General features: G+C 65.0%; 18 protein-coding genes. 9 read left to right on the top strand and 9 right to left on the bottom strand.

The genetic code is table 11. The features are described from left to right. Positions 1-144: 144 nt before the first annotated feature. Positions 145-1,881, top strand: a complete 1,737-nt coding sequence (locus tag F3J20_RS23000) for a proline--tRNA ligase (protein ID WP_167284623.1) — start codon at positions 145-147, stop codon at positions 1,879-1,881. Positions 1,882-1,919: 38 nt separating this feature from the next. Further along, entirely contained in the window at positions 1,920-2,519 is a 600-nt protein-coding gene (locus F3J20_RS22995; RefSeq protein WP_167048739.1) for a MarC family protein, read from the top strand. Between the two features lie 102 nt (positions 2,520-2,621). Here F3J20_RS22995 and F3J20_RS22990 read toward each other — a convergent pair whose 3' ends face one another. Together F3J20_RS22990 and ffh are read right to left on the bottom strand one after the other, a co-directional pair. After that, the gene (locus tag F3J20_RS22990) at positions 2,622-3,173 is read right to left on the bottom strand and encodes a hypoxanthine-guanine phosphoribosyltransferase (protein WP_167048741.1); all 552 of its coding nucleotides are present in this window, start codon (positions 3,171-3,173) and stop codon (positions 2,622-2,624) included. Positions 3,174-3,347: 174 nt separating this feature from the next. Further along, positions 3,348-4,715 carry a signal recognition particle protein gene (ffh, locus tag F3J20_RS22985; protein WP_167048743.1) on the bottom strand — a complete coding sequence of 456 codons (1,368 nt, stop codon included), beginning with the start codon at positions 4,713-4,715 and terminating at the stop codon, positions 3,348-3,350. Positions 4,716-4,796: 81 nt separating this feature from the next. On the opposite strand from ffh, the gene ccsA reads away from it, so the two are divergent. From ccsA to F3J20_RS22950, 7 genes are all read left to right on the top strand, one after another. After that, positions 4,797-5,732, top strand: coding sequence for a cytochrome c biogenesis protein CcsA (gene ccsA / locus F3J20_RS22980; protein WP_167284622.1), 936 nt, complete (start codon positions 4,797-4,799; stop codon positions 5,730-5,732). A 10-nt stretch (positions 5,733-5,742) separates the two neighbouring features. Further along, on the top strand, positions 5,743-6,060 hold the full coding sequence (locus tag F3J20_RS22975; RefSeq protein WP_167048756.1) for a PP0621 family protein: 318 nt from the start codon (positions 5,743-5,745) through the stop codon (positions 6,058-6,060). Then, entirely contained in the window at positions 6,057-6,653 is a 597-nt protein-coding gene (gene ampD / locus F3J20_RS22970; protein ID WP_167048758.1) for a 1,6-anhydro-N-acetylmuramyl-L-alanine amidase AmpD, read from the top strand. The genes F3J20_RS22975 and ampD overlap by 4 nt, the downstream gene beginning before the upstream one ends. 533 nt (positions 6,654-7,186) lie before the next feature. Beyond that, a complete protein-coding gene (locus F3J20_RS22965; protein ID WP_167284621.1) occupies positions 7,187-10,213 on the top strand; it encodes a ribonucleoside-diphosphate reductase subunit alpha in 3,027 nt (1,008 codons plus the stop codon). Between the two features lie 690 nt (positions 10,214-10,903). Further along, a complete protein-coding gene (locus F3J20_RS22960; RefSeq protein ID WP_167048762.1) occupies positions 10,904-12,148 on the top strand; it encodes a ribonucleotide-diphosphate reductase subunit beta in 1,245 nt (414 codons plus the stop codon). 85 nt (positions 12,149-12,233) lie between these two features. Continuing rightward, a complete protein-coding gene (locus tag F3J20_RS22955; RefSeq protein ID WP_167048764.1) occupies positions 12,234-12,551 on the top strand; it encodes a hypothetical protein in 318 nt (105 codons plus the stop codon). A gap of 29 nt (positions 12,552-12,580) precedes the next feature. Beyond that, positions 12,581-13,213, top strand: coding sequence for a histone H1-like DNA-binding protein (locus F3J20_RS22950; protein ID WP_167048848.1), 633 nt, complete (start codon positions 12,581-12,583; stop codon positions 13,211-13,213). A gap of 321 nt (positions 13,214-13,534) precedes the next feature. On the opposite strand, the gene F3J20_RS22945 is transcribed toward F3J20_RS22950, so the two are convergent. The 7 genes from F3J20_RS22945 to accB form a co-directional block, all read right to left on the bottom strand. After that, positions 13,535-14,011 carry a glycine zipper 2TM domain-containing protein gene (locus F3J20_RS22945; RefSeq protein ID WP_167048766.1) on the bottom strand — a complete coding sequence of 159 codons (477 nt, stop codon included), beginning with the start codon at positions 14,009-14,011 and terminating at the stop codon, positions 13,535-13,537. A 25-nt stretch (positions 14,012-14,036) separates the two neighbouring features. Next, the gene (locus F3J20_RS22940) at positions 14,037-14,975 is read right to left on the bottom strand and encodes a carbohydrate kinase family protein (RefSeq protein WP_167048768.1); all 939 of its coding nucleotides are present in this window, start codon (positions 14,973-14,975) and stop codon (positions 14,037-14,039) included. A 96-nt stretch (positions 14,976-15,071) separates the two neighbouring features. After that, positions 15,072-15,572: a thiol peroxidase gene (tpx, locus tag F3J20_RS22935; RefSeq protein WP_167048770.1), complete on the bottom strand. Its 501-nt coding sequence runs from the start codon at positions 15,570-15,572 to the stop codon at positions 15,072-15,074. Positions 15,573-15,641: 69 nt separating this feature from the next. After that, positions 15,642-17,063: a zinc-ribbon and DUF3426 domain-containing protein gene (locus F3J20_RS22930; RefSeq protein ID WP_167284620.1), complete on the bottom strand. Its 1,422-nt coding sequence runs from the start codon at positions 17,061-17,063 to the stop codon at positions 15,642-15,644. Positions 17,064-17,110: 47 nt separating this feature from the next. Next, positions 17,111-18,013: a 50S ribosomal protein L11 methyltransferase gene (gene prmA / locus F3J20_RS22925; protein ID WP_167284619.1), complete on the bottom strand. Its 903-nt coding sequence runs from the start codon at positions 18,011-18,013 to the stop codon at positions 17,111-17,113. A gap of 3 nt (positions 18,014-18,016) precedes the next feature. After that, complete coding sequence (gene accC / locus F3J20_RS22920) at positions 18,017-19,384, bottom strand: acetyl-CoA carboxylase biotin carboxylase subunit (RefSeq protein ID WP_167048776.1); 1,368 nt, start codon at positions 19,382-19,384, stop codon at positions 18,017-18,019. A 116-nt stretch (positions 19,385-19,500) separates the two neighbouring features. Further along, on the bottom strand, positions 19,501-19,783 hold a 283-nt coding region (gene accB, locus F3J20_RS22915), incomplete at its 5' end, for an acetyl-CoA carboxylase biotin carboxyl carrier protein (protein WP_167284618.1).

Raw genomic sequence — 19,783 nt, 5'->3', positions numbered from 1 at the left:
GCGCGCGGCGGTTGCGGCGCCGTGCGGGGCTGGGTGCCGCCGGTCGGGCGAACGGTGCTCCCGGCGGCGGATCTGTATCGATTTCCCCAACGTTTTCACCTTTTCGGGCGGTCCCTCCGGAGCCGCCGCTTTTGGACAATCTGAATGAAAGCCTCCCGTTTCTTTATCGGCACGCTCAAGGAAGCTCCTGCCGACGCCGAGATCGTCAGCCACAAGCTCATGGTGCGCGCCGGCATGATCCGCCGCGTCGCCGGCGGTATCTACAATTACCTGCCGGTCGGGCTGCGTTCGATCCGCAAGGTGGAAGCCATCGTGCGCGAGGAAATGAACCGGGCGGGCGCCATCGAACTCCTGATGCCGGCGGTGCAGCCGGCCGAGCTGTGGCAGGAATCGGGCCGCTGGGAGAAGTACGGCCCCGAGCTGCTGCGCTTCAAGGACCGTAAGCAGGCCGACTTCGTGATGGGGCCGACGCACGAGGAAGTCGTGACCGACATCGCGCGCAACCAGATCAGGAGCTACCGTCAGTTGCCGGTCAACTTCTATCAGGTCCAGACGAAGTTCCGCGATGAAATCCGTCCGCGTTTCGGCGTGATGCGCGGCCGTGAGTTCATCATGAAAGACGCGTACTCGTTCGACAAGGACATCGAAGGTTTGCGCGAGTCGTATCGCAAGATGTACGACGCGTACGTGCGCATCTTTACGCGCCTCGGGCTCGAGTTCCGCGCGGTCGCGGCGGACAACGGCTCGATCGGCGGCAGCGGCTCGCACGAATTCCACGTGATCGCCGACACCGGCGAGGACGCCATCGCTTATTGCCCGACTTCCGACTTCGCCGCGAACGTCGAAGCGGCCGAAGCGCTGCCACTCATCGCGCAGCGCGCGGCGCCCGCCGAGGACATGAAGAAGACCGCCACGCCGGGCAAGGCGAAGTGCGAGGCCGTCGCCGAACTGCTGAACATCCCGCTCGAGCGCACGATCAAGTCGATCATTCTCGCCACCGAAAACGAAGGCGCTGAGCCGACCATCTGGCTGCTGATGCTGCGCGGCGACCACGACCTGAACGAGATCAAGGCCGCCAAGCTGCCCGGTCTCGCCGACTTCCGCATGGCGACCGAAGCCGAGATCATCGAAACGTTCGGCACGCCGCCGGGTTATCTCGGTCCGATCAACACGAAGAAGCCGGTCAAGGTGATCGCGGACTGCACCGTCGCGAACATGAGCGACTTCGTGGTCGGCTCGAACGAGGTCGACTATCACACCACCGGCGTGAACTGGGGCCGCGATCTGCCGGAGCCGGTCGTCGCCGATATTCGCAACGTGAAGAAGGGCGATCCGTCGCCGGACGGCAAGGGCGTGCTCGACATCTGCCGCGGCATCGAAGTGGGCCACGTGTTCCAGCTCGGCACCAAGTATTCGGAAGCGATGGACGCGACCTGCCTCGACGAAACCGGCAAGCCGCGGCCGATGGAAATGGGCTGCTACGGCATCGGCATCACGCGTATTCTCGGCGCGGCGATCGAACAGAATTTCGACGACAAGGGCATCATCTGGCCGGAGTCGATCGCGCCGTTCGAGGTCGTGCTGTGCCCGATGGGCTATGACCGCAGCGACGCGGTGCGCGAGCAGGCCGACAAGCTGTACGCGGAACTCGTCGCGGCCGGCATCGACGTGATCCTCGACGATCGCGGCGAGCGTCCGGGCGTCATGTTCGCCGACTGGGAGCTGATCGGCGTGCCGCATCGTCTCGTGATCGGCGACCGTGGCCTGAAGGACGGCAAGCTCGAATACCAGGGCCGCCGCGATGCCGAAGCGACGCTGCTGCAGGTCGAGAGCGCGGCGCAGACCGTGATCGACAAAGTGCGCGCGGCACTCGCGCATTAAGCGAGTGAGCTGAGCGGGCGTACCAGGCGGAGCGAGCGGTGGAGTACACCTTTCTGTCGGCGACCGTGCTGCTGATCCTGATTACCGATCCGCTCGGCAACATCCCGATCTTCGTCAGCTGTCTGCAGGGCGTGGCGCCCGAGCGCCGCACGGTCGTGATCCTGCGCGAGGTCGCGATCGCGTTTGCAATCCTGCTGGTGTTCATGGTGCTCGGGCAGGGCTTTCTGCGCATGATGAGCCTCAGCGACCTGTCGTTGCGGATCGGCGGCGGGATCGTGCTGTTCCTGATCGCGCTGCGCATGGTGTTTCCGCATCCGGACGGCCCGTTCGGCGGGGACGCGCGCGGCGGCGAACCGCTCATCGTGCCGCTCGCGATTCCGGCGCTGGCCGGCCCGTCGGCACTGGCGACGGTGATGCTGCTGACCTCGCAGGCGCCGGGCAAGACGTTCGAGTGGATCGGCGCGCTGACCGTTACGATGATCGTCTGCGCGATCGTGCTGATGCTCGCCGAGCGCATCCAGGCCTGGCTCGGCGAACGCGTGATGGCGGCGTTCGAGCGACTGATGGGGCTCGTGCTCGTGGCGATCTCGGTCGAGATGATGCTCGGCGGGATTCGCTCTTTCGTGCACCAGCTATGACGCGGGAGTCGGTAGGCCACCTGTCGCCGATGCAGCCATAAAAAAAGCAGCCAACACAGGCTGCTTTTTTTACGCCGGAGCGCCGAGGCGCCAGTGCGCGACTTACGCCCCCTCGGTCAACGCCCGGATGGTCGGCAGGTTGCGCCAGTACCCCTTCGCATCCATCCCGCAGCCGAACACGTAGCGGTCCGGCACCTCGAAGCCGCAGTAGTCGGGGCGCAGCGGCTTCGCCTTCGGAATGATCTTCTCGCACAGCACCGCCGACAGGAAGCGCTTCGCGCCCATCGCGAGGATGCGGTCGCGGATCGCGGCCATCGTCTCGCCTTCGTCGAGGATGTCGTCGAGCACGAGCACGACGCGATCCTTGACCGACTCGGCCGGAGCGACGCGCCATTGCATCTCGTCGCTGCCTTTCGTCGTATTGCGGTAGCGCGTGAGGTGGATGTAGTCGAATTCGAGCGGGAAATCGAGGTGCGGCAGCAGCATGCCGGTGAACACCGCGGCACCGCCCATCACCGACAGCACGAGCGGGAAGTCCTCGCTCATCTCGTTGCGGATGGCGGTTGCCATGCCGGCGATCGATGCGTTGACGTCCGAGGCCGAAACGATCTCTTCGGAGTGTTGAAAAATATGGAGGGCTTCTTCGCGGTTCATGACGTCTAACGGGCGGTAACTGTATACATATAGAGTGAGTGGGAACATCCCGTGGGACGTTCCGGTCGGGGACGGCGCCGTGCGCTAGAGAATATAAACCCGCGCGAACCCGGCGTCAGCCGCACGATGCCACGGCGTTTGCGCGCGTGGCGTGCGCGACCGTCCCCATCAAGCTTAGCGCATGCCGGGCAGCATGCCTTTCATGCCGCGCATCATCTTCTGCAGATTGCCGCCCTTGAGCTTCTTCATCATCGTGCGCATCTGCTCGTACTGGTTCAGCATGCGGTTGACTTCCTGCACCTGCACGCCCGCACCCGCGGCGATGCGGCGCTTGCGCGTCGCCTTGATCAGCTCGGGCTTGGCGCGCTCGGCCGGCGTCATCGAGTTGATGATGCCTTCCATGCGGCGCATCTGCTTCTCGGCCTGGCTCATGTCGGCGCCGGCCGCGGCCTGCTGGAACTGCGCGGGCAGCTTGTCCATCAGCGACGACAGGCCGCCCATGCCTTTCATTTGCGTGAGCTGCGCGCGGAAGTCGTTGAGGTCGAAGTCGCCGCCTTTCTTGACCTTGTCGGCGAGCTTCTGCGCGGCCTGCACGTCGACGCCGCGCTGCGCTTCCTCGACGAGCGCGAGGATGTCGCCCATGCCGAGAATCCGGCTTGCCATGCGGTCCGGGTGGAACACTTCGAGGCCGTCGAGCTTTTCGGCCACGCCGACGAACTTGACCGGCTTGCCCGTCACGTGACGCACCGACAGCGCCGCGCCCCCGCGCGAATCGCCGTCAAGCTTGGTGAGCACGACGCCGGTGAGCGGCAGCGCGTCGCTGAACGCCTTCGCGGTATTGACCGCGTCCTGGCCGAGCATCGCGTCGACGACGAACAGCGTTTCGGCCGGCTTCAGTTCGGCGTGCAGCGCGGCGATTTCGTTCATCATCGCTTCGTCGATACCGAGACGGCCGGCCGTGTCGACGAGCAGCACGTCGTGGTAATGGCGCCTGGCCCAGTCCACCGCGGCGCGCGCGATATCGACCGGCTTCTGGTCGGGCTCGGACGGGAAGAAGTCCGCGCCGACCTGCTCGGTCACCGTTTTCAGCTGGGCGATAGCGGCGGGCCGATAGACGTCGCACGAAACCGTCAGCACCTTCTTCTTGTACTTCTCGCGCAAGAGCTTGGCGAGCTTGCCGACCGTGGTCGTCTTGCCGGCACCTTGCAGACCCGCCATCAGGATGATCGCGGGCGGCGTGACGGCGAGGTTGAGCTCGGCGGCCTTGCCTTCGTAGTCGCCGCCGATCACCGCGGTCAGCTCGCGCTGCACGACGCCGACGAGCGCCTGGCCCGGCGACAGGCTGGCGATCACTTCCTCGCCGAGCGCCTTCTCCTTGACCTTGGCGATGAACTCGCGCACGACGGGCAGCGCCACGTCGGCCTCGAGCAGTGCGAGACGCACTTCGCGCAGCATTTCCTGGGTGTTCGCCTCGGTGAGCCGGGCTTCGCCGCGCAGCGTCTTGACGACGCGCGCCATCCGTTGAGTCAGATTGTCGAGCATGGGGAGCGATGAACGGTGGGGCCCGCGCAGCGCGCGAAGCGCAAGACGTCGCGGAGCAGGGCCCTAGTGTAAACTTCGAATATGGATATTGTACTGTATGCCCTCACCGCGTTTCTCTACGGCGGCCTCGCCGTGGCCGGCTGGCGCTCGCACCGGCACGCGGCCGCGCGCCCGCTGCTCGAGAGCGTGCCGCCGTTGTCCCCGCCGTTGCCTGTCAATGCCGCCGGCACGGGCGCTTCGGTCGCCACCGGTATGAGCGTGCCCGGGCGCGCGCTCCTGTGCGTCGCGCTGCTCGCTCACGGCGTGCTGCTGCATACCACGATCTTCCCGCAGAACGCGATGGTGTTCGGCTTCGCGTTCGCGCTGTCGGCGATGTTCTGGCTCGGCGCCGGCATCTACTGGATCGAGAGTTTCTTCTTCCCGCTCGACGGCTTGCGGCTGCTCGTGTTGCCGCTCGCCTGCGTCGCGTCGCTGCTGCCGCTCGCGTTCGGCGGGGTGCGCGTGCTGCCGTATGCGGCCGCGCCGATGTTCAAGCTGCACTTCCTGATCGCGAACATCGCCTACGGTCTGTTCGCGATCGCGGCACTGCACGCGATCCTGATGCTCGCGGTCGAGCGGCGTCTGCATGCGATGCGCGGCGGTCTCGCGCAACGGCATGCGGCGGCCGGCAACGGCTGGTGGTCGAGCTGGCTCGACACGCTGCCGCCGCTGCTTACGCTCGAAAAGCTGCTGTTCCGTCTGATCGGCGCCGGCTTCGTGCTGCTCACGCTGACGCTCGTCTCGGGCATCCTGTTCAGCGAGCAACTGATCGACCGCGCGTTGCGGCTCGATCACAAGACCGTGTTCGCGATTCTCTCGTGGGTGATGTTCGGCGCGCTGCTGACCGCGCGCAAGGTATCCGGGTGGCGCGGCCGTGCAGCATTGCGCTGGGTGCTGGCCTCGTTCGTCGCGCTGTTGCTCGCGTACGTCGGCAGCCGTTTTGTTTTCGAGGTGCTGTTGCACCGGCCTGTAGTGTGAGCGTGTCACCATGCGACAAATCTTTTTGCTGATCCTGCTGTTCATCGTCGGTCAATGGCTCGTGAAGGCGCTGCGCCGTCACGACGCGCAAACCGCGCAACGCACGGGCGCCGGTGCGAATGGTGCGAACAGCGGTGCCAACGCCGCGAATAACGGCGCAGGTTCGTCCAACGGGCAGCCGCAGCTTGCCGAGCCGATGATCCGCTGCGTCGAGTGCGGCGTGCATGCGCCGCAGAGCGACTCGGTGAGCGTGGCGGGGCAGACCTTCTGCTGCGCCGCGCACGCGCAGCGTCACGGCGCGCGTCCGAGCGGCCGCGACGCCCGATGAGCGTCGCGTTCGCCGTCGATGCCGACGGTTGGGTTTCCGCCGCGCGCAAGCTGCCCTCGCCGAATTTCGAAGCGCGGCCGCAAGGTGCCGTGCCGACGCTGATCGTCGTCCACAACATCAGCCTGCCGCCGAACGAGTTCGGCGGCACCGCGATCGCCGAGCTGTTCCAGAACACGCTCGACTGCGATGCGCATCCGTACTACGACACGCATCTGCGCGGCGTGCGCGTGTCCGCGCATTTCGTGATTCATCGCGACGGCGCGCTCGAACAGTTCGTGTCGTGCAACGAGCGCGCGTGGCACGCGGGGCCGTCGAATTTTTTCGACCGCGAGCGCTGCAATGATTTCTCGATCGGCATCGAGCTCGAAGGCAGCGACACCACCGCCTTCGAAGCGGCGCAATACCGCACGCTCGCCGCGCTCGTGAGCGCTTTGAAGGCACGCTATCCGATCGACGCGCTCGCCGGTCACTCCGACATCGCGCCCGGCCGCAAGACCGATCCCGGTCCGCATTTCGAGTGGCCGCGACTGCAGCGCGACACCTCGCTCGATGCTCGGTATTTCCCCTATCTCAAGTTTTCCGCGGGCCGGTAAACGGCCTTCCGCGATCCTTCGCGCAATCTCGTGTAAAGCGCGCGGAACAAGGCGCCGCCTCGTTCCGCACGCGATGCCTTTTGCGCGCGCGACCAGAAAAGTCAAGACTTCGAAAGCAAATAAAACGGTTTGACCTGTCTCGAATCTCCACTATACTTGGTGCCATAAACCCGGTTTCGCACTATATCTTGTGTTGGTTGTGCATAACCATGTGAATAACCGGGTGTATAAGTCTGCGGCGCCCCGCTCTTCGAGCATGGCGCCGCAAGCATTCCAGGCAGCGAAAAATTCCTGGGGCGCGGCGGGTAAGGGGATCTCCGGCCGCATCCAGACGCATTCAGGAAAGGACCAGCCAGTGATCGCGACATGCTCGATGACGACCGACATCAAATCGAACTAGGCCTCATCGCAGTCGCATCCCGCCAACCGGCGTAGCCGGCCTTCCTGTATCTCATCGCACGCGCTCGCGGCGGCGCGGCGTTCGATTTAATCCGCGGCACTCGCCGCAATTTCCAGGACCAGGAGCTTTGCACATGCAAACCACCGACAACGCGACGACCCGCTACGAGGGCTCACCGGCTGGCCAGGCCTTCGGCCAGGCACAGAGCGCGCAGGCGCTCGCGCCGCACACCAGCTACGCCGACTACAAGGTGATCCGCCGCAACGGCAGCGTGGTGGCGTTCGAGCCGTCGAAAATCGCGATCGCCGTGACGAAGGCGTTCCTCGCCGTCAACGGCGGTCAGGGCGCGGCGTCGGCGCGGGTGCGCGAACTGGTCGAGCAACTGACGCAGAGCGTGGTGCGCGCGCTCGTGCGCAGCCGCCCGAACGGCGGCACGTTCCATATCGAAGACATTCAGGATCAGGTCGAACTCGCGCTGATGCGCGGCGGCGAACACAACGTCGCGCGTGCCTACGTGCTGTACCGCGAGAAGCGCAACCAGGCGCGCGTGCACGACGAGCAGGCCGGCGCGGGCAGCACGCCGGGCCTGAACGTGACCGACAACGGCGTCACGCGTCCGCTCGACATGGCGGCGCTGCGCGGCATCATCGAGTCGGCGTGCGCGAATCTCGGCGAGGCGGTGAGCGCCGAGCCGATCGTCGCGGAAACGGTGAAGAACCTGTACGACGGCGTGCCGATGAGCCAGGTGTACGACTCGGCCATCCTCGCCGCGCGCACGATGATCGAAAAGGACCCGGCCTACAGCCAGGTCACCGCGCGCATCCTGCTGCACACGATCCGCCGCGAGATTCTCGAAGAAGAAGTGACGCAAGCCGAAATGGGCGAGCGCTACGCCGAGTACTTCCCGCAGTTCATCAAGCGCGGCGTGCAGGCGGAACTGCTCGACGACAAGCTGCTGCAGTTCGACCTGAAGCGTCTCGGCGCCGCGCTCGACGCGAATCGCGACCTGCAGTTCGGCTACCTCGGTCTGCAGACGCTGTATGACCGCTACTTCCTGCATCACGACAACGTGCGCATCGAGATGCCGCAGGCATTCTTTATGCGTGTGTCGATGGGCCTCGCGCTCAACGAGATCGACCGCGAAGCGCGCGCGATCGAGTTCTACAACGTGCTGTCGAGCTTCGACTTCATGAGCTCGACGCCGACGCTGTTCAACTCGGGCACGCGCCGCTCGCAACTGTCGTCGTGCTACCTGACCACGGTCGACGACGACCTCGACGGCATCTACGAAGCGCTCAAGGAAAACGCGCTGCTCTCGAAGTTCGCGGGCGGCCTCGGCAACGACTGGACGCGCGTGCGTGCGCTCGGCTCGCACATCAAGGGCACCAACGGCAAGTCGCAAGGTGTCGTGCCGTTCCTGAAGGTCGTCAACGACACGGCGGTCGCCGTGAACCAGGGCGGCAAGCGCAAGGGCGCGGTGTGCGCGTACCTCGAATCGTGGCACCTCGACATCGAGGAATTCCTCGAGCTGCGCAAGAACACCGGCGACGACCGTCGCCGCACGCACGACATGAACACCGCGAACTGGATTCCCGACCTGTTCATGAAGCGCGTGATGGAAGGCGGCGACTGGACGCTGTTCTCGCCGTCCACCTGCCCGGACCTGCACGACAAGTTCGGCGCCGAGTTCGAAGCGGCTTACACGGCTTACGAAGACAAGGTCGCGCGCGGCGAGATCAAGCTGTTCAAGAAGATTCCGGCGGCGCAGCTGTGGCGCAAGATGCTCGGCATGCTGTTCGAAACCGGCCATCCGTGGATCACGTTCAAGGATCCGTGCAACGTGCGCTCGCCGCAGCAGCACGTCGGCGTCGTTCACTCGTCGAACCTGTGCACGGAAATCACGCTGAACACGAGCGACGCCGAAATCGCCGTCTGCAACCTCGGCTCGGTGAATCTCGTCGCGCACCTGAAGGAGCAGGCCGACGGCACGCTCGCGCTCGACCACGACAAGCTGAAGCGCACGGTCAGCGTCGCGATGCGCATGCTCGACAACGTGATCGACATCAACTACTACGCGGTCGCCAAGGCGCGTAACTCGAACCTCAAGCATCGTCCGGTCGGCATGGGCATCATGGGCTTCCAGGACTGCCTGCACGTGCTGCGCACGCCGTACGCGTCGCAGGAAGCGGTCGAGTTCGCCGATCGCTCGATGGAAGCGGTCTGCTACTACGCGTACTACGCGTCGACCGAGCTCGCCGAAGAGCGCGGCCGCTATTCGAGCTACCGCGGTTCGCTGTGGGATCGCGGCATCCTTCCGCAAGACTCGGTGAAGCTGCTCGAGCAGGCGCGCGGCGGCTACGTCGAAGTCGATGCGAGCGAGTCGATGGACTGGGCGGCGCTGCGCTCGCGCATCGCGACCTACGGCATGCGCAACTCGAACTGCGTGGCGATCGCGCCGACCGCGACGATCTCGAACATCATCGGCGTGTCGGCATGTATCGAGCCGACGTACCAGAACCTCTACGTGAAGTCGAATCTGTCTGGCGAATTCACCGTGGTCAACGACTACCTCGTGCGTGACCTGAAGGCGCGCGGCCTGTGGGACGAAGTGATGGTCGCCGACCTCAAGTACTTCGACGGCACGCTCTCGCGCATCGACCGCATCCCGGCCGACCTGCGCGCGATCTACGCGACCGCGTTCGAAGTCGATCCGGTGTGGCTCGTCGAGGCGGCGTCGCGTCGTCAGAAGTGGATCGACCAGGCGCAGTCGCTGAACATCTACATGGCGGGCGCATCGGGCAAGAAGCTCGACGAGATCTACAAGCTCGCCTGGGTGCGCGGTCTGAAGACGACCTACTACCTGCGCACGATGGCGGCGACGCACGTCGAGAAGTCGACGGTTGCGCACGGCGCGCTGAACGCGGTGAGCTCGGGTCACGAAGGCTCGGGCGGCGCAGGCGGCGCGGCGGGCGGTGCAGCCGGCGGCTTCGGCGTGAGCGGCGGTGCGGCGGGTGGCGCAGCGGGGGGCTTCCAGGCTGCGGCTTCGTCGGCGGCATCGGCAGCGGTCGAAGCAGTTGCTTCGGCACCCGAAGCAGAGGGTCCGGTGTGCATGATGCGTCCGGGCGACCCTGGCTTCGACGAGTGCGAGGCTTGCCAGTAAGCGGACGGCAGGCAGCGGGAGCGCTGCTTGCTCAATGCGAGCGAGGTCGTAGGTGATGACCCGCATGCGGCGAGCAGCGCACCGCGCGCAGATGAAGTAGCAGCAGGCCGATGAGCGGCGAGCAGGATCGAAGTCTCGCCGCTCATCGAAGTAGCGAAGCAGCACCGAAGTGAGCAAGACAGTCGGCAGAGCGGTCAGCAACAGCGGACGAAGCGCACGACAGTGCGCGCAACACGGTGTCCGGCGAACGCCTCGCTCGACGAGGCGAGCAAGGAAGCGAGTCAGGAAGCGAGCAACGTCGGCAGCCGCACGCATCGCTCGACACCACATCGAGCTTCACTCGCCAGCGCCGACGCAAGACGGCCAACACAGCTCACCGCCGACGCTCGCGATGAGCGGCTCGCGCGGCATCGATCGATCAACGGATGCCGCGAACGCACTGCGCAATACAGATAGATAGAGCAGCGAAACGTCGTGACGAAACGTTGCTCTTCGAGTTCGCGAAGTACCTCGACAACGCATGTTCAACACGCATTCGATACGCCTCACTCGACGCATCGCACGCAGCATGTCGAACAAAGTGTTGTATGAACGTAGCAACGCGAATCGAAAACAGGAATTTTCATGAACGAACTCTTTTATCGCTCGTGAAAAGATGGTACAAACCGTTCTAAATTGATGGTGACATTTATGCTCAACTGGGATGACGAGATCACTGCCGTAACTCCCTCGAGCGCGACGCAACCGAACGTGTTGCGCAACGCTGCGGGATCGGCTGTCGGTTCGCAAGTCGGAACGCGTTCCGCTCTTCATGCTCCCTCGGCTCAAGAAGTTTTCGCGAACGACCTCGCCGTCGCTCCCGTTACTCATGCCGCCAATCCGGTTCCTAACGTTGCCGCTGCTGCCGCTACTTCCGAAGCGCGCGTCAATGTTGCCGACAAGCGCATCATCAACGGCCAGACCGACGTCAATCAGCTGGTGCCGTTCAAGTACAAGTGGGCCTGGGAAAAGTATCTGGCCGGCTGTGCCAACCACTGGATGCCGCAGGAAGTGAACATGTCGCGCGACATCGCCTTGTGGAAAGACCCGAACGGTCTGACCGAAGACGAGCGCCGCATCGTCAAGCGCAACCTGGGCTTCTTCGTGACGGCCGACTCGCTCGCCGCTAACAACATCGTGCTGGGCACCTACCGCCACATCACGGCGCCTGAATGCCGCCAGTTCCTGCTGCGCCAGGCGTTCGAAGAGGCGATCCACACGCACGCTTACCAGTACATCGTCGAGTCGCTCGGTCTCGACGAGGGCGAAATCTTCAACGCGTATCACGAGGTCTCGTCGATCCGCGAGAAAGACGAATTCCTGATTCCGTACATCCATGTGCTGACCGACCCGGCCTTCAAGACCGGTACGCTCGAAGCAGACCAGACGCTGCTGCGCTCGCTGATCGTGTTCGCCTGTGTGATGGAAGGCCTGTTCTTCTACGTCGGCTTTACGCAGATCCTGGCGCTCGGCCGCCAGAACAAGATGACCGGCGCGGCGGAGCAGTACCAGTACATCCTGCGCGACGAGTCGATGCACTGCAATTTCGGCATCGACCTGATCAACCAGATCAAACTCGAAAACCCGCATCTCTGGACCGCTGAGTTCCGCGCGGAAATCCGCGAGATTTTCCAGCAGGCCGTCGAGCTCGAATATCGCTACGCCGAAGATACGATGCCGCGCGGGGTGCTCGGCCTCAATGCGTCGATGTTCAAGAGCTATCTGCGCTTCATCTGCAACCGCCGTTGCCAGCAGATCGGTCTCGATCCGCTGTACCCGAACGAGGAAAACCCGTTCCCGTGGATGAGCGAGATGATCGACCTGAAGAAGGAACGCAATTTCTTCGAGACGCGAGTGATCGAATATCAAACCGGCGGTGCGCTGACCTGGGAATAAGCCGGGTTCGCATAGCTGATGTATTCATTGATGGGGATGCCGCGGCTCGTGTCGCGGCAACCTGGGTTAGGAGCAGAACGGCCTGATGCAAAGCGTGCCCGGTGCCTTGACGGCCCACAAACATGACAGGCACTTTGCGGACCCTTCAGTGGGATGGGCAAACTTCCCCCCGGAAAAAGCCGCTGGCGTGAGCGCCGGCGGCCCGATCAAGCAATTGCCGGCGTCGCCTTGCGATGCCGACCATATCTGGCGCGCGGTGCCTCGGGGCACGGCGCGCCTTACCGCATTCATTAGCGTAAGCGCGCAGCATCTGCGTACGCCGATGAATAGCCCGCTTCGTAGCGCGCGCCCTGAGAAGCGTCCGCGGGAAGCGGGTTTTGACGAAGGGTGTAGTTTGAACTGACCTCATCTGAAAACCTGAAGGAGAAAATGATGGCAACTGCAAAGAAAGCCGCGGCCAAGAAACCCGCAGCGAAGAAAGCCGCAGCCAAGAAGGCAGCTCCGGCCAAGAAGGCAGCACCGGCTAAGAAAGTCGCTGCCAAGAAGGTCGCAGTGAAGAAGGTTGCGGCGAAGAAGGCAGCGCCGGCCAAGAAGGCGGCAGCAAAGAAAGTCGCGGTGAAGAAGGTTGCGGCGAAGAAGGCAGCGCCGGCCAAGAAGGCGGCAGCGAAGAAAGTTGCGGTGAAGAAGGTCGCAGCGAAGAAGGCAGCACCGGCGAAGAAAGCCGCGGTGAAGAAGGTTGCCGCGAAGAAGGCCGCGCCGGCTAAGAAGGCTGCTGCGAAGAAGGCAGCACCGGCCAAGAAGGCTGCGGCGAAGAAGACCGCTGCCAAGAAAGCCGCGCCTGCGAAAAAGGCTGCCGCGAAGAAAGCTGCACCTGCCAAGAAGGCTGCCGCGAAGAAGGCCGCTGCGCCCGCGAAGAAGGCTGCTCCTGCGAAGAAGGCCGTCGCCAAGAAGGCTGCGCCTGCTCCCGCTGCGCCTGCTGTCTCGAGCGCAGCACCGGCGTCGACGGTGAAGACCGCGCTGAACCCGGCAGCGGCATGGCCGTTCCCGACGGGCAGCCGTCCGTAAGCAGCAGAGGCAATTCGACACATCGCATCATGATGTGTCCGATGACCGGGTCGCGCTCGAGTGTTGAGCGAACCCGGTCAATGTCCCGTTACCGGTTTCCGGTGACGGGATTTTTTTTGCGCCGTGCTGGGGTTCAGTGATGGCGTGTGCTGACGGTAGCGGCGGTAGATAGGCGCACACAGGCGCACGTAGTGCAGTGCACGTATGCAAAATCCGTGGGCGAAAAAAACACGCACGGACCCGTGAGGGTGCATGCGTGCGAGGGTCGTCGTGGCGGCGCGCAAGTCAGGCGCCGCGGGTCGCCGCGAGGGGCGGGTGGTATCAGTGCGTGACGCGCGTGACGCCGCCGCTCGACAGCAGCCGCACACGGTCGCCGGCGCGGAAGATTTCGCCAGTCGAGGTTTGCGTGATCGCGCGGATGTCGCCGTTGTCGAGCCGCACGGTGATTTCGAGGCCGTCGCGCATCGCGACGTTGTTCTCGATCGCATTGCCGGCCACCGCACCACCAATGCCGCCGACGATGCCGGTGGCGACCGAGCCGCGTCCGCCGCCGAACGCGCTGCCGGCGAGGGCGCCGAGCGCCGCGCCGCCCAGTGCGCCGACGCCGCTCGGCTGACCGTTGTTGGAACTGATGCGTACCGCGCGCACGCTATCGACCGTGCCGAAGCGAACCGTCTGTTCGCGCTGCGCCTGCGAGGCGGTGAAAACGTCGGGAGAACTACTGTTGACCGCGCAGCCCGACATGGCCAGCGAACCGGCGATCAAGGTGGCGACGACCAGGCGACTCGTTGTTCCCATTACCAAACTCCCATAGCTCGCGGTGTCAGGGCAGCTCGTATCCGAATGCCTGCTTGAACCGCTCGTTGATTTCCGCCCGGGTGGGCGCGTAGTTTTGCGGGCCCTGCTGTTCGATCTTCAATGCGCCCAGCAGACTGGCGAGACGTCCCGTGGTGGCCCAGCCCAGACCCTTCTCGATACCGTACAGCAAGCCGCCGCGAAATGCATCGCCGCAACCGGTGGGATCGAGCACTTGCTTTGCCTCGACCGCCGGAATCTCTTCGATGCCGCCGCCGTGATAGATCTGCGCGCCCTTTTCGCCGAGCGTGACGATCAGCGCGTCGACCTTGCTGGCGATCTCTTCGATCGACCAGCCGGTCTTGTTGCTCACGAGCCGGGCTTCGTAATCGTTGACCGCGACATAGGTGGCAAGTTCAATCATGCGCCGCAGCGTCTCGCCGTCGAAGAGCGGCAAGCCCTGGCCCGGATCGAAGATGAACGGCACGCCTTTGGCGGCCAGTTGCTCGGAGTGCTGAACCATGCCGTCGTAGCCGTCCGGTGCCACGATGCCGAGCGTGATGCCTTCTGCTTCGTCGGCGCGGTTGCGATGCGACTGCATCATCGCGCCGGGGTGGAACGCGGTGATCTGATTGTTCTCGAGGTCGGTCGTGATCATCGCCTGCGCCGAGTAGGTGTCGGGCACGACGAGCACGTTCTCGGTCGACAGGCCGAGCTGCGCGAGCCGGTCCAGATAGAGCTGCGCGTCGACCGCGCCGATCGCGCCCATGATGCGTGCGTCGCCGCCGAGCAGATTCAGCGCATAGGCGATGTTGCCCGCGCAGCCGCCGAACTCGCGGCGCATGGTCGGCACGAGAAAGCTCACGTTGAGGATGTGAACCTGCTCCGGCAGGATGTGCTCCCGAAAGCGGCCTTCGAAGGTCATGATGTTGTCGTAGGCGAGCGAGCCGCAGATGAGCGTAGCCAAGGCGAGCGTTCCTGTGAAAAAACGGTGAAAAAGAGGGGCGCCGATGCGACAGCGCCGCGCGGGAAGGCGCGGCGCCGGGCTCGTGCGCGAACGGTTTTACTTCAGCGCGGCGAGTGCTGCGTCGTAGTTCGGCTCGTTCTTGATTTCGCCGACCAGCTCCGCGTGCACGACCTTGTCGTGCTCGTCGATCACGACGACGGCACGCGCCGTCAGGCCGGTCAGCGGGCCGCTCGTCACGTCGACGCCGTACGCCTGCGCGAATTCATGGCCGCGGAACGTCGAAGCCGTCACGACGTTTTCGATGCCTTCGGTCGTGCAGAAGCGCGACGCCGCGAACGGCAGATCGCCCGACACGACGATCACAGCGGTGTTGCTGAGCTTCGCGGCGGCTTCGTTGAACTTGCGGGTCGACGTCGCGCAGGTCGGCGTGTCGAGGCTCGGGACGATGTTGAGCACCTTGCGCTTGCCGGCGAAATCGGCGAGCGACAGCGGCTTCAGGTCGCGGCCGACCAGCGAGAACGCGGCGGCCTGCTGGCCCACCGACGGGAACGTGCCGCTTACTTCGATCGGGTTGCCACCCAGCGTGACTTGACTCATGTTGTGCTCCGAAATTGCGTCAGTAATGACAATGGAACGCCCGCTTCTCAGCGGGCGCGTGAAGGTGCGTTACGGATAAAAAATCTGTACGCGGAAATTGGACGCCACCGCATTGCCGGTGTCGAGATGCACGATCATCGTCTGCGTTGCGTGCGCGGGCAGGCCGTCCGCGATCACGGTGCCGGGCGGCACGTAGTCCTGCGGCCACAGCACGCGCCGCACGGCGACGTTGTTCTGCTCGTCGAGCAGCGTGAGTTCGATCGCCGGGTAGGCGAGCGCGATGTTCATGCGGTTGTGCAACGGCATCTTCAGTTCGAGCTTGTGCGGGCCGTCGATCTGCCGCAGATCGGACGGCTCGACGAGCAGCCCCTCGATGTCGTGCGGCGGGCTCAACTGGCAGCCGAGATGCGCGCACACCTTCGCGTAAAGACTCTGCGAGCGCGGCACGTTGACCATCACGGCTTCGCGCTGCCACCACGCGAGTTGCGCAAGCAGCGCGATGACGAGTAGCGGCACGATGATCGCGCCGGCCACGAGCCAGCCGATACGCTTGCTCTCGGCGGGGCGGGTCTCGCGCATGACCGGGAACGGATCGGCGCCGCTGTTGACGGGGTTGACCGAGAACGGCTCGCCGCTGGACGCGGCGGGACCGCGGGGCGGACGGGGGCCGCCTGGCGCGCCGGTGCCCGAGCCGCCTGCTGCTGCTGTTGCCGCGGCTACCTCGCCGAGGCCGGCGGCTGCGCCGAAATCGGCCACGCCCGAGCCATCGATGCCTGAGCCGATCGCGCCGAAATGCGGTTCGTTATCGGGGATGCCATGCAGAGGCACCGCCGGTTCGCGCAGCGCCGATGGCTCGACACGCCCGGTTTTGTGCCACACGCGCGGCGCTTCGTCGGCGGACGGCGGCACGGGTGCCGCGCGAGGCGGTTCGGCAGGTGGCGGCGCTTCGGCCGGCATGCGCCGCGCCGCGCCCGCAAGCCCGTCGTCTGACGGATAAGCAAACGGATCGGGCGGCGCATCGGCCAGCGTCGGTTCCTGCAGCGTTGGTTCCTGATCTCGCGGCAGCGGCGCAGTGAAGCCGCCGGTGGGCAGTTCCGGTTCGCTGGCGCGACGGGTCGGAGAGGTCGGGGCTGTCGGGGCGGAGGACGGCGCGTTCTTGCCGTTGTCGAGCGGTAGCGGTGCGAGCTGCATGCTGTCCGCGTGATGACGCAGACGGCTATCGAGCGTGCTGCCGGACGCGGAGGCCCACGAGTCCCGCGCTTCGGCGCCGGGGTTTGTCTCAGGTGCGCCGGCCAGCGCCTCGATGGCCGACGCGGCGACCGGTCTGGCGGTGGAGAGGTCGTCGCCCCCGCTGACGTCGAACAGACTGCCCGAGGCGTCGAACACCTCCTGGCAATGCCCGCAGCGCACGAGACCGCGGCGCTGCGCAAGCTGTGCCGGTTGCAGACGGAAGACGGTTTCGCAGAAGGGGCAACGCGTCGCCAGGAGCATATCGAGCCGTTGAGCCTGAGGCCGTTGGTTTGACAATACGCCTTATTCTAATGGCTTTCGCGGCGCGTTCCGGCGAGGCATACCCAGCCCTCGTGTTCGCGCCATACGCCGATATCGATCCAGCGCGCGTAGACCTGCGCGACTTCGTCCGCCTGGCGCGCGAGAATGCCCGACAGCGCGATGCGCCCGCCCGGCTTCACCTTCGACGCGAGCATCGACGCCATCAATTTCAGCGGATTGGACAGGATATTGGCGACCACGACGTCGAACTCGCCGACGGGACACGCGTCGGGCAAGCCGTAGGTCACTTCGGCGTGGTTGCGCTCGCTGTTGTGGCGCGCCGACTCGACCGCCTGCGGATCGATGTCGATGCCGATCACCGGATTCGCGCCGCACTTCTTCGCGAGAATCGCGAGAATGCCGGAGCCGCAGCCGTAGTCGAGCACCGACTGGCCGGCCTTGACCGACTGCTCGATCCACTCCATGCACAGGCGCGTGGTCGGATGGCTGCCGGTGCCGAACGCGAGGCCCGGGTCCAGTTCGAGCACGAGCGCGTCGGGGTCCGGTGCGTCGTGCCAGGACGGCACGACCCAGATGCGCTCGCCGATCTGGATCGGATCGAACTGCGACTGCGTGAGCCGCACCCAATCCTGCTCCTCGACTTCGCGCACGCTGAACGACGGCGCCGCGTCGAGGCCGATTTCATTGGCCGCCGCGGTCAGCAGCACGGCCGGCTCGTGTTCCGGCGCGAGCAGCGCGATCACGCGCGAGCGCTGCCAGGCCGTGCGATCCGGCGTGAGACCGGGTTCGCCGAAGAGCGGCTGCTCGTCGGGCGTATCGGCGTCGGCGTCTTCGACCGAGACCGACAGCGCACCCAGGTCGAGCAGCGCGTCGGAGAGTTCCTCAGCGTGCTCGCGCGCCAGTTCGGCGACCAGTTCCCGATAGCTCATGACTTACGCTTCTTCCGGCGCGACCTGCTGACGCGCGGCCAACCGGTTTTCGAGGTAGTGAATGCTCGTGCCGCCTTCGACGAACTTCGCGTCGAGCATCAGTTCGCGGTGCAGCGGGATGTTGGTCTGAATGCCTTCGACCACCATTTCCGACAGCGCGATGCGCATGCGCATGATCGCCTGCTCGCGCGTTGCGCCGTAGGCGATCAGCTTGCCGATCATCGAATCGTAGTTCGGCGGCACGAAATAACCATTGTAGGCGTGCGAGTCGACGCGGATGCCGGGGCCGCCCGGCATGTGCCACGAGGTCAGGCGTCCCGGCGACGGCGTGAACTTGAACGGATCTTCGGCGTTGATGCGGCACTCGATCGCATGGCCGCGGAACTGGATGTCGCGCTGACGGAGCACGAGCTTCTCGCCGGCTGCGATGCGGATCTGCTCCTGCACGATGTCGACGCCGGTGATGAGTTCCGTGACCGGGTGCTCGACCTGCACGCGTGTGTTCATCTCGATGAAGTAGAACTCGCCGTTCTCGTACAGGAACTCGAAGGTGCCCGCGCCGAGGTAGCCCATCTTCTTGCAGGCGTCGGCGCAACGATCGCCGATCCGCTCGATCAGGCGGCGCGCGATGCCGGGCGCCGGCGCTTCCTCGATCACTTTCTGGTGGCGGCGCTGCATCGAGCAGTCGCGCTCGCCGAGCCACAGCGCGTTCCTGAACGAGTCCGACAGCACCTGGATTTCGATGTGCCGCGGGTTCTCGAGGAATTTCTCCATGTAGACCTGCGGGTTGCCGAACGCGCGGCCGGCTTCCTCGCGGGTCATGTTGACCGCGTTGACGAGTGCCGCTTCCGTGTGGACCACGCGCATGCCGCGTCCGCCGCCGCCGCCCGCCGCCTTGATGATGACCGGATAGCCGATCTGGCGGGCGATTTTCACGATCTCCTTCGGATCGTCTGGCAGCGCGCCTTCCGAGCCCGGCACGCACGGCACGCCGGTCTTGATCATGGTCTGCTTGGCGGTGACCTTGTCGCCCATCATGCGGATCGTTTCCGGACGCGGGCCGATGAAGGTGAAGCCGGACTGCTCGACGCGCTCGGCGAAGTCGGCGTTCTCCGAGAGGAAGCCGTAGCCGGGGTGGATCGCTTCGGCGTCGGTGACTTCGGCCGCGCTGATGAGCGCGGGCATGTTCAGATAGCTCAGATTCGAAGGCGCCGGGCCGATGCAGACCGCCTCGTCGGCGAGCTTCACGTACTTGGCTTCCTTGTCGGCTTCCGAATAGACGACGACCGTCTTGACGCCGAGCTCGCGGCAGGCGCGCTGGATACGGAGCGCGATCTCGCCGCGATTGGCAATGAGGATTTTTTCAAACATAGCGGGTTTTCGACTCATCAATGGGCGCCGGGTCGGTCATGACGCCGGCTGCCGCAGAGGATCGGTCGCGCGCCTCGGAACGGGCGGCGCGCGGGCGGCGAATGGTGCGTGCCGCGTTAGCCGACCACGAACAGCGGTTGGCCGTATTCGACCGCCTGGCCGTTTTCGACGAGGATTTCCTTGACCACGCCGGACTTGTCCGATTCGATCTCGTTCAAGAGCTTCATCGCTTCGATGATGCAGATGGTCTGGCCTTCCTTGACCGTGTCGCCGACCTGCACGAACGGATCGGCGCCCGGCGACGGCGCGCGGTAGAACGTGCCGACCATCGGCGACGTCACGACGTGACCCTGCGGCGCGGCGGCTGCCGGTGCCGCCGCCGCGGCTGCCGTGGCGGCC

The organism is Paraburkholderia sp. Cy-641 (assembly GCF_011752945.1).
GTDB lineage: Bacteria > Pseudomonadota > Gammaproteobacteria > Burkholderiales > Burkholderiaceae > Paraburkholderia.
Note: the sequence above shows the minus strand (reverse complement) of the source record. Positions and strands in the feature narration are given on the sequence as shown.

Bases quoted from the DNA above. Each gene is read 5' to 3' on its own strand.
- F3J20_RS23000 (WP_167284623.1), top strand. From the start codon at position 145: ATGAAAGCCTCCCGTTTCTTTATCGGCACGCTCAAGGAAGCTCCTGCC.
- F3J20_RS22990 (WP_167048741.1), bottom strand. From the start codon at position 3,173: ATGAACCGCGAAGAAGCCCTCCATATTTTTCAACACTCCGAAGAGATC.
- ffh (WP_167048743.1), bottom strand. From the start codon at position 4,715: ATGCTCGACAATCTGACTCAACGGATGGCGCGCGTCGTCAAGACGCTG.
- ccsA (WP_167284622.1), top strand. From the start codon at position 4,797: ATGGATATTGTACTGTATGCCCTCACCGCGTTTCTCTACGGCGGCCTC.
- F3J20_RS22975 (WP_167048756.1), top strand. From the start codon at position 5,743: ATGCGACAAATCTTTTTGCTGATCCTGCTGTTCATCGTCGGTCAATGG.
- ampD (WP_167048758.1), top strand. From the start codon at position 6,057: ATGAGCGTCGCGTTCGCCGTCGATGCCGACGGTTGGGTTTCCGCCGCG.
- F3J20_RS22965 (WP_167284621.1), top strand. From the start codon at position 7,187: ATGCAAACCACCGACAACGCGACGACCCGCTACGAGGGCTCACCGGCT.
- F3J20_RS22960 (WP_167048762.1), top strand. From the start codon at position 10,904: ATGCTCAACTGGGATGACGAGATCACTGCCGTAACTCCCTCGAGCGCG.
- F3J20_RS22955 (WP_167048764.1), top strand. From the start codon at position 12,234: ATGCAAAGCGTGCCCGGTGCCTTGACGGCCCACAAACATGACAGGCAC.
- F3J20_RS22950 (WP_167048848.1), top strand. From the start codon at position 12,581: ATGGCAACTGCAAAGAAAGCCGCGGCCAAGAAACCCGCAGCGAAGAAA.
- F3J20_RS22945 (WP_167048766.1), bottom strand. From the start codon at position 14,011: ATGGGAACAACGAGTCGCCTGGTCGTCGCCACCTTGATCGCCGGTTCG.
- tpx (WP_167048770.1), bottom strand. From the start codon at position 15,572: ATGAGTCAAGTCACGCTGGGTGGCAACCCGATCGAAGTAAGCGGCACG.
- F3J20_RS22930 (WP_167284620.1), bottom strand. From the start codon at position 17,063: ATGCTCCTGGCGACGCGTTGCCCCTTCTGCGAAACCGTCTTCCGTCTG.
- prmA (WP_167284619.1), bottom strand. From the start codon at position 18,013: ATGAGCTATCGGGAACTGGTCGCCGAACTGGCGCGCGAGCACGCTGAG.
- accC (WP_167048776.1), bottom strand. From the start codon at position 19,384: ATGTTTGAAAAAATCCTCATTGCCAATCGCGGCGAGATCGCGCTCCGT.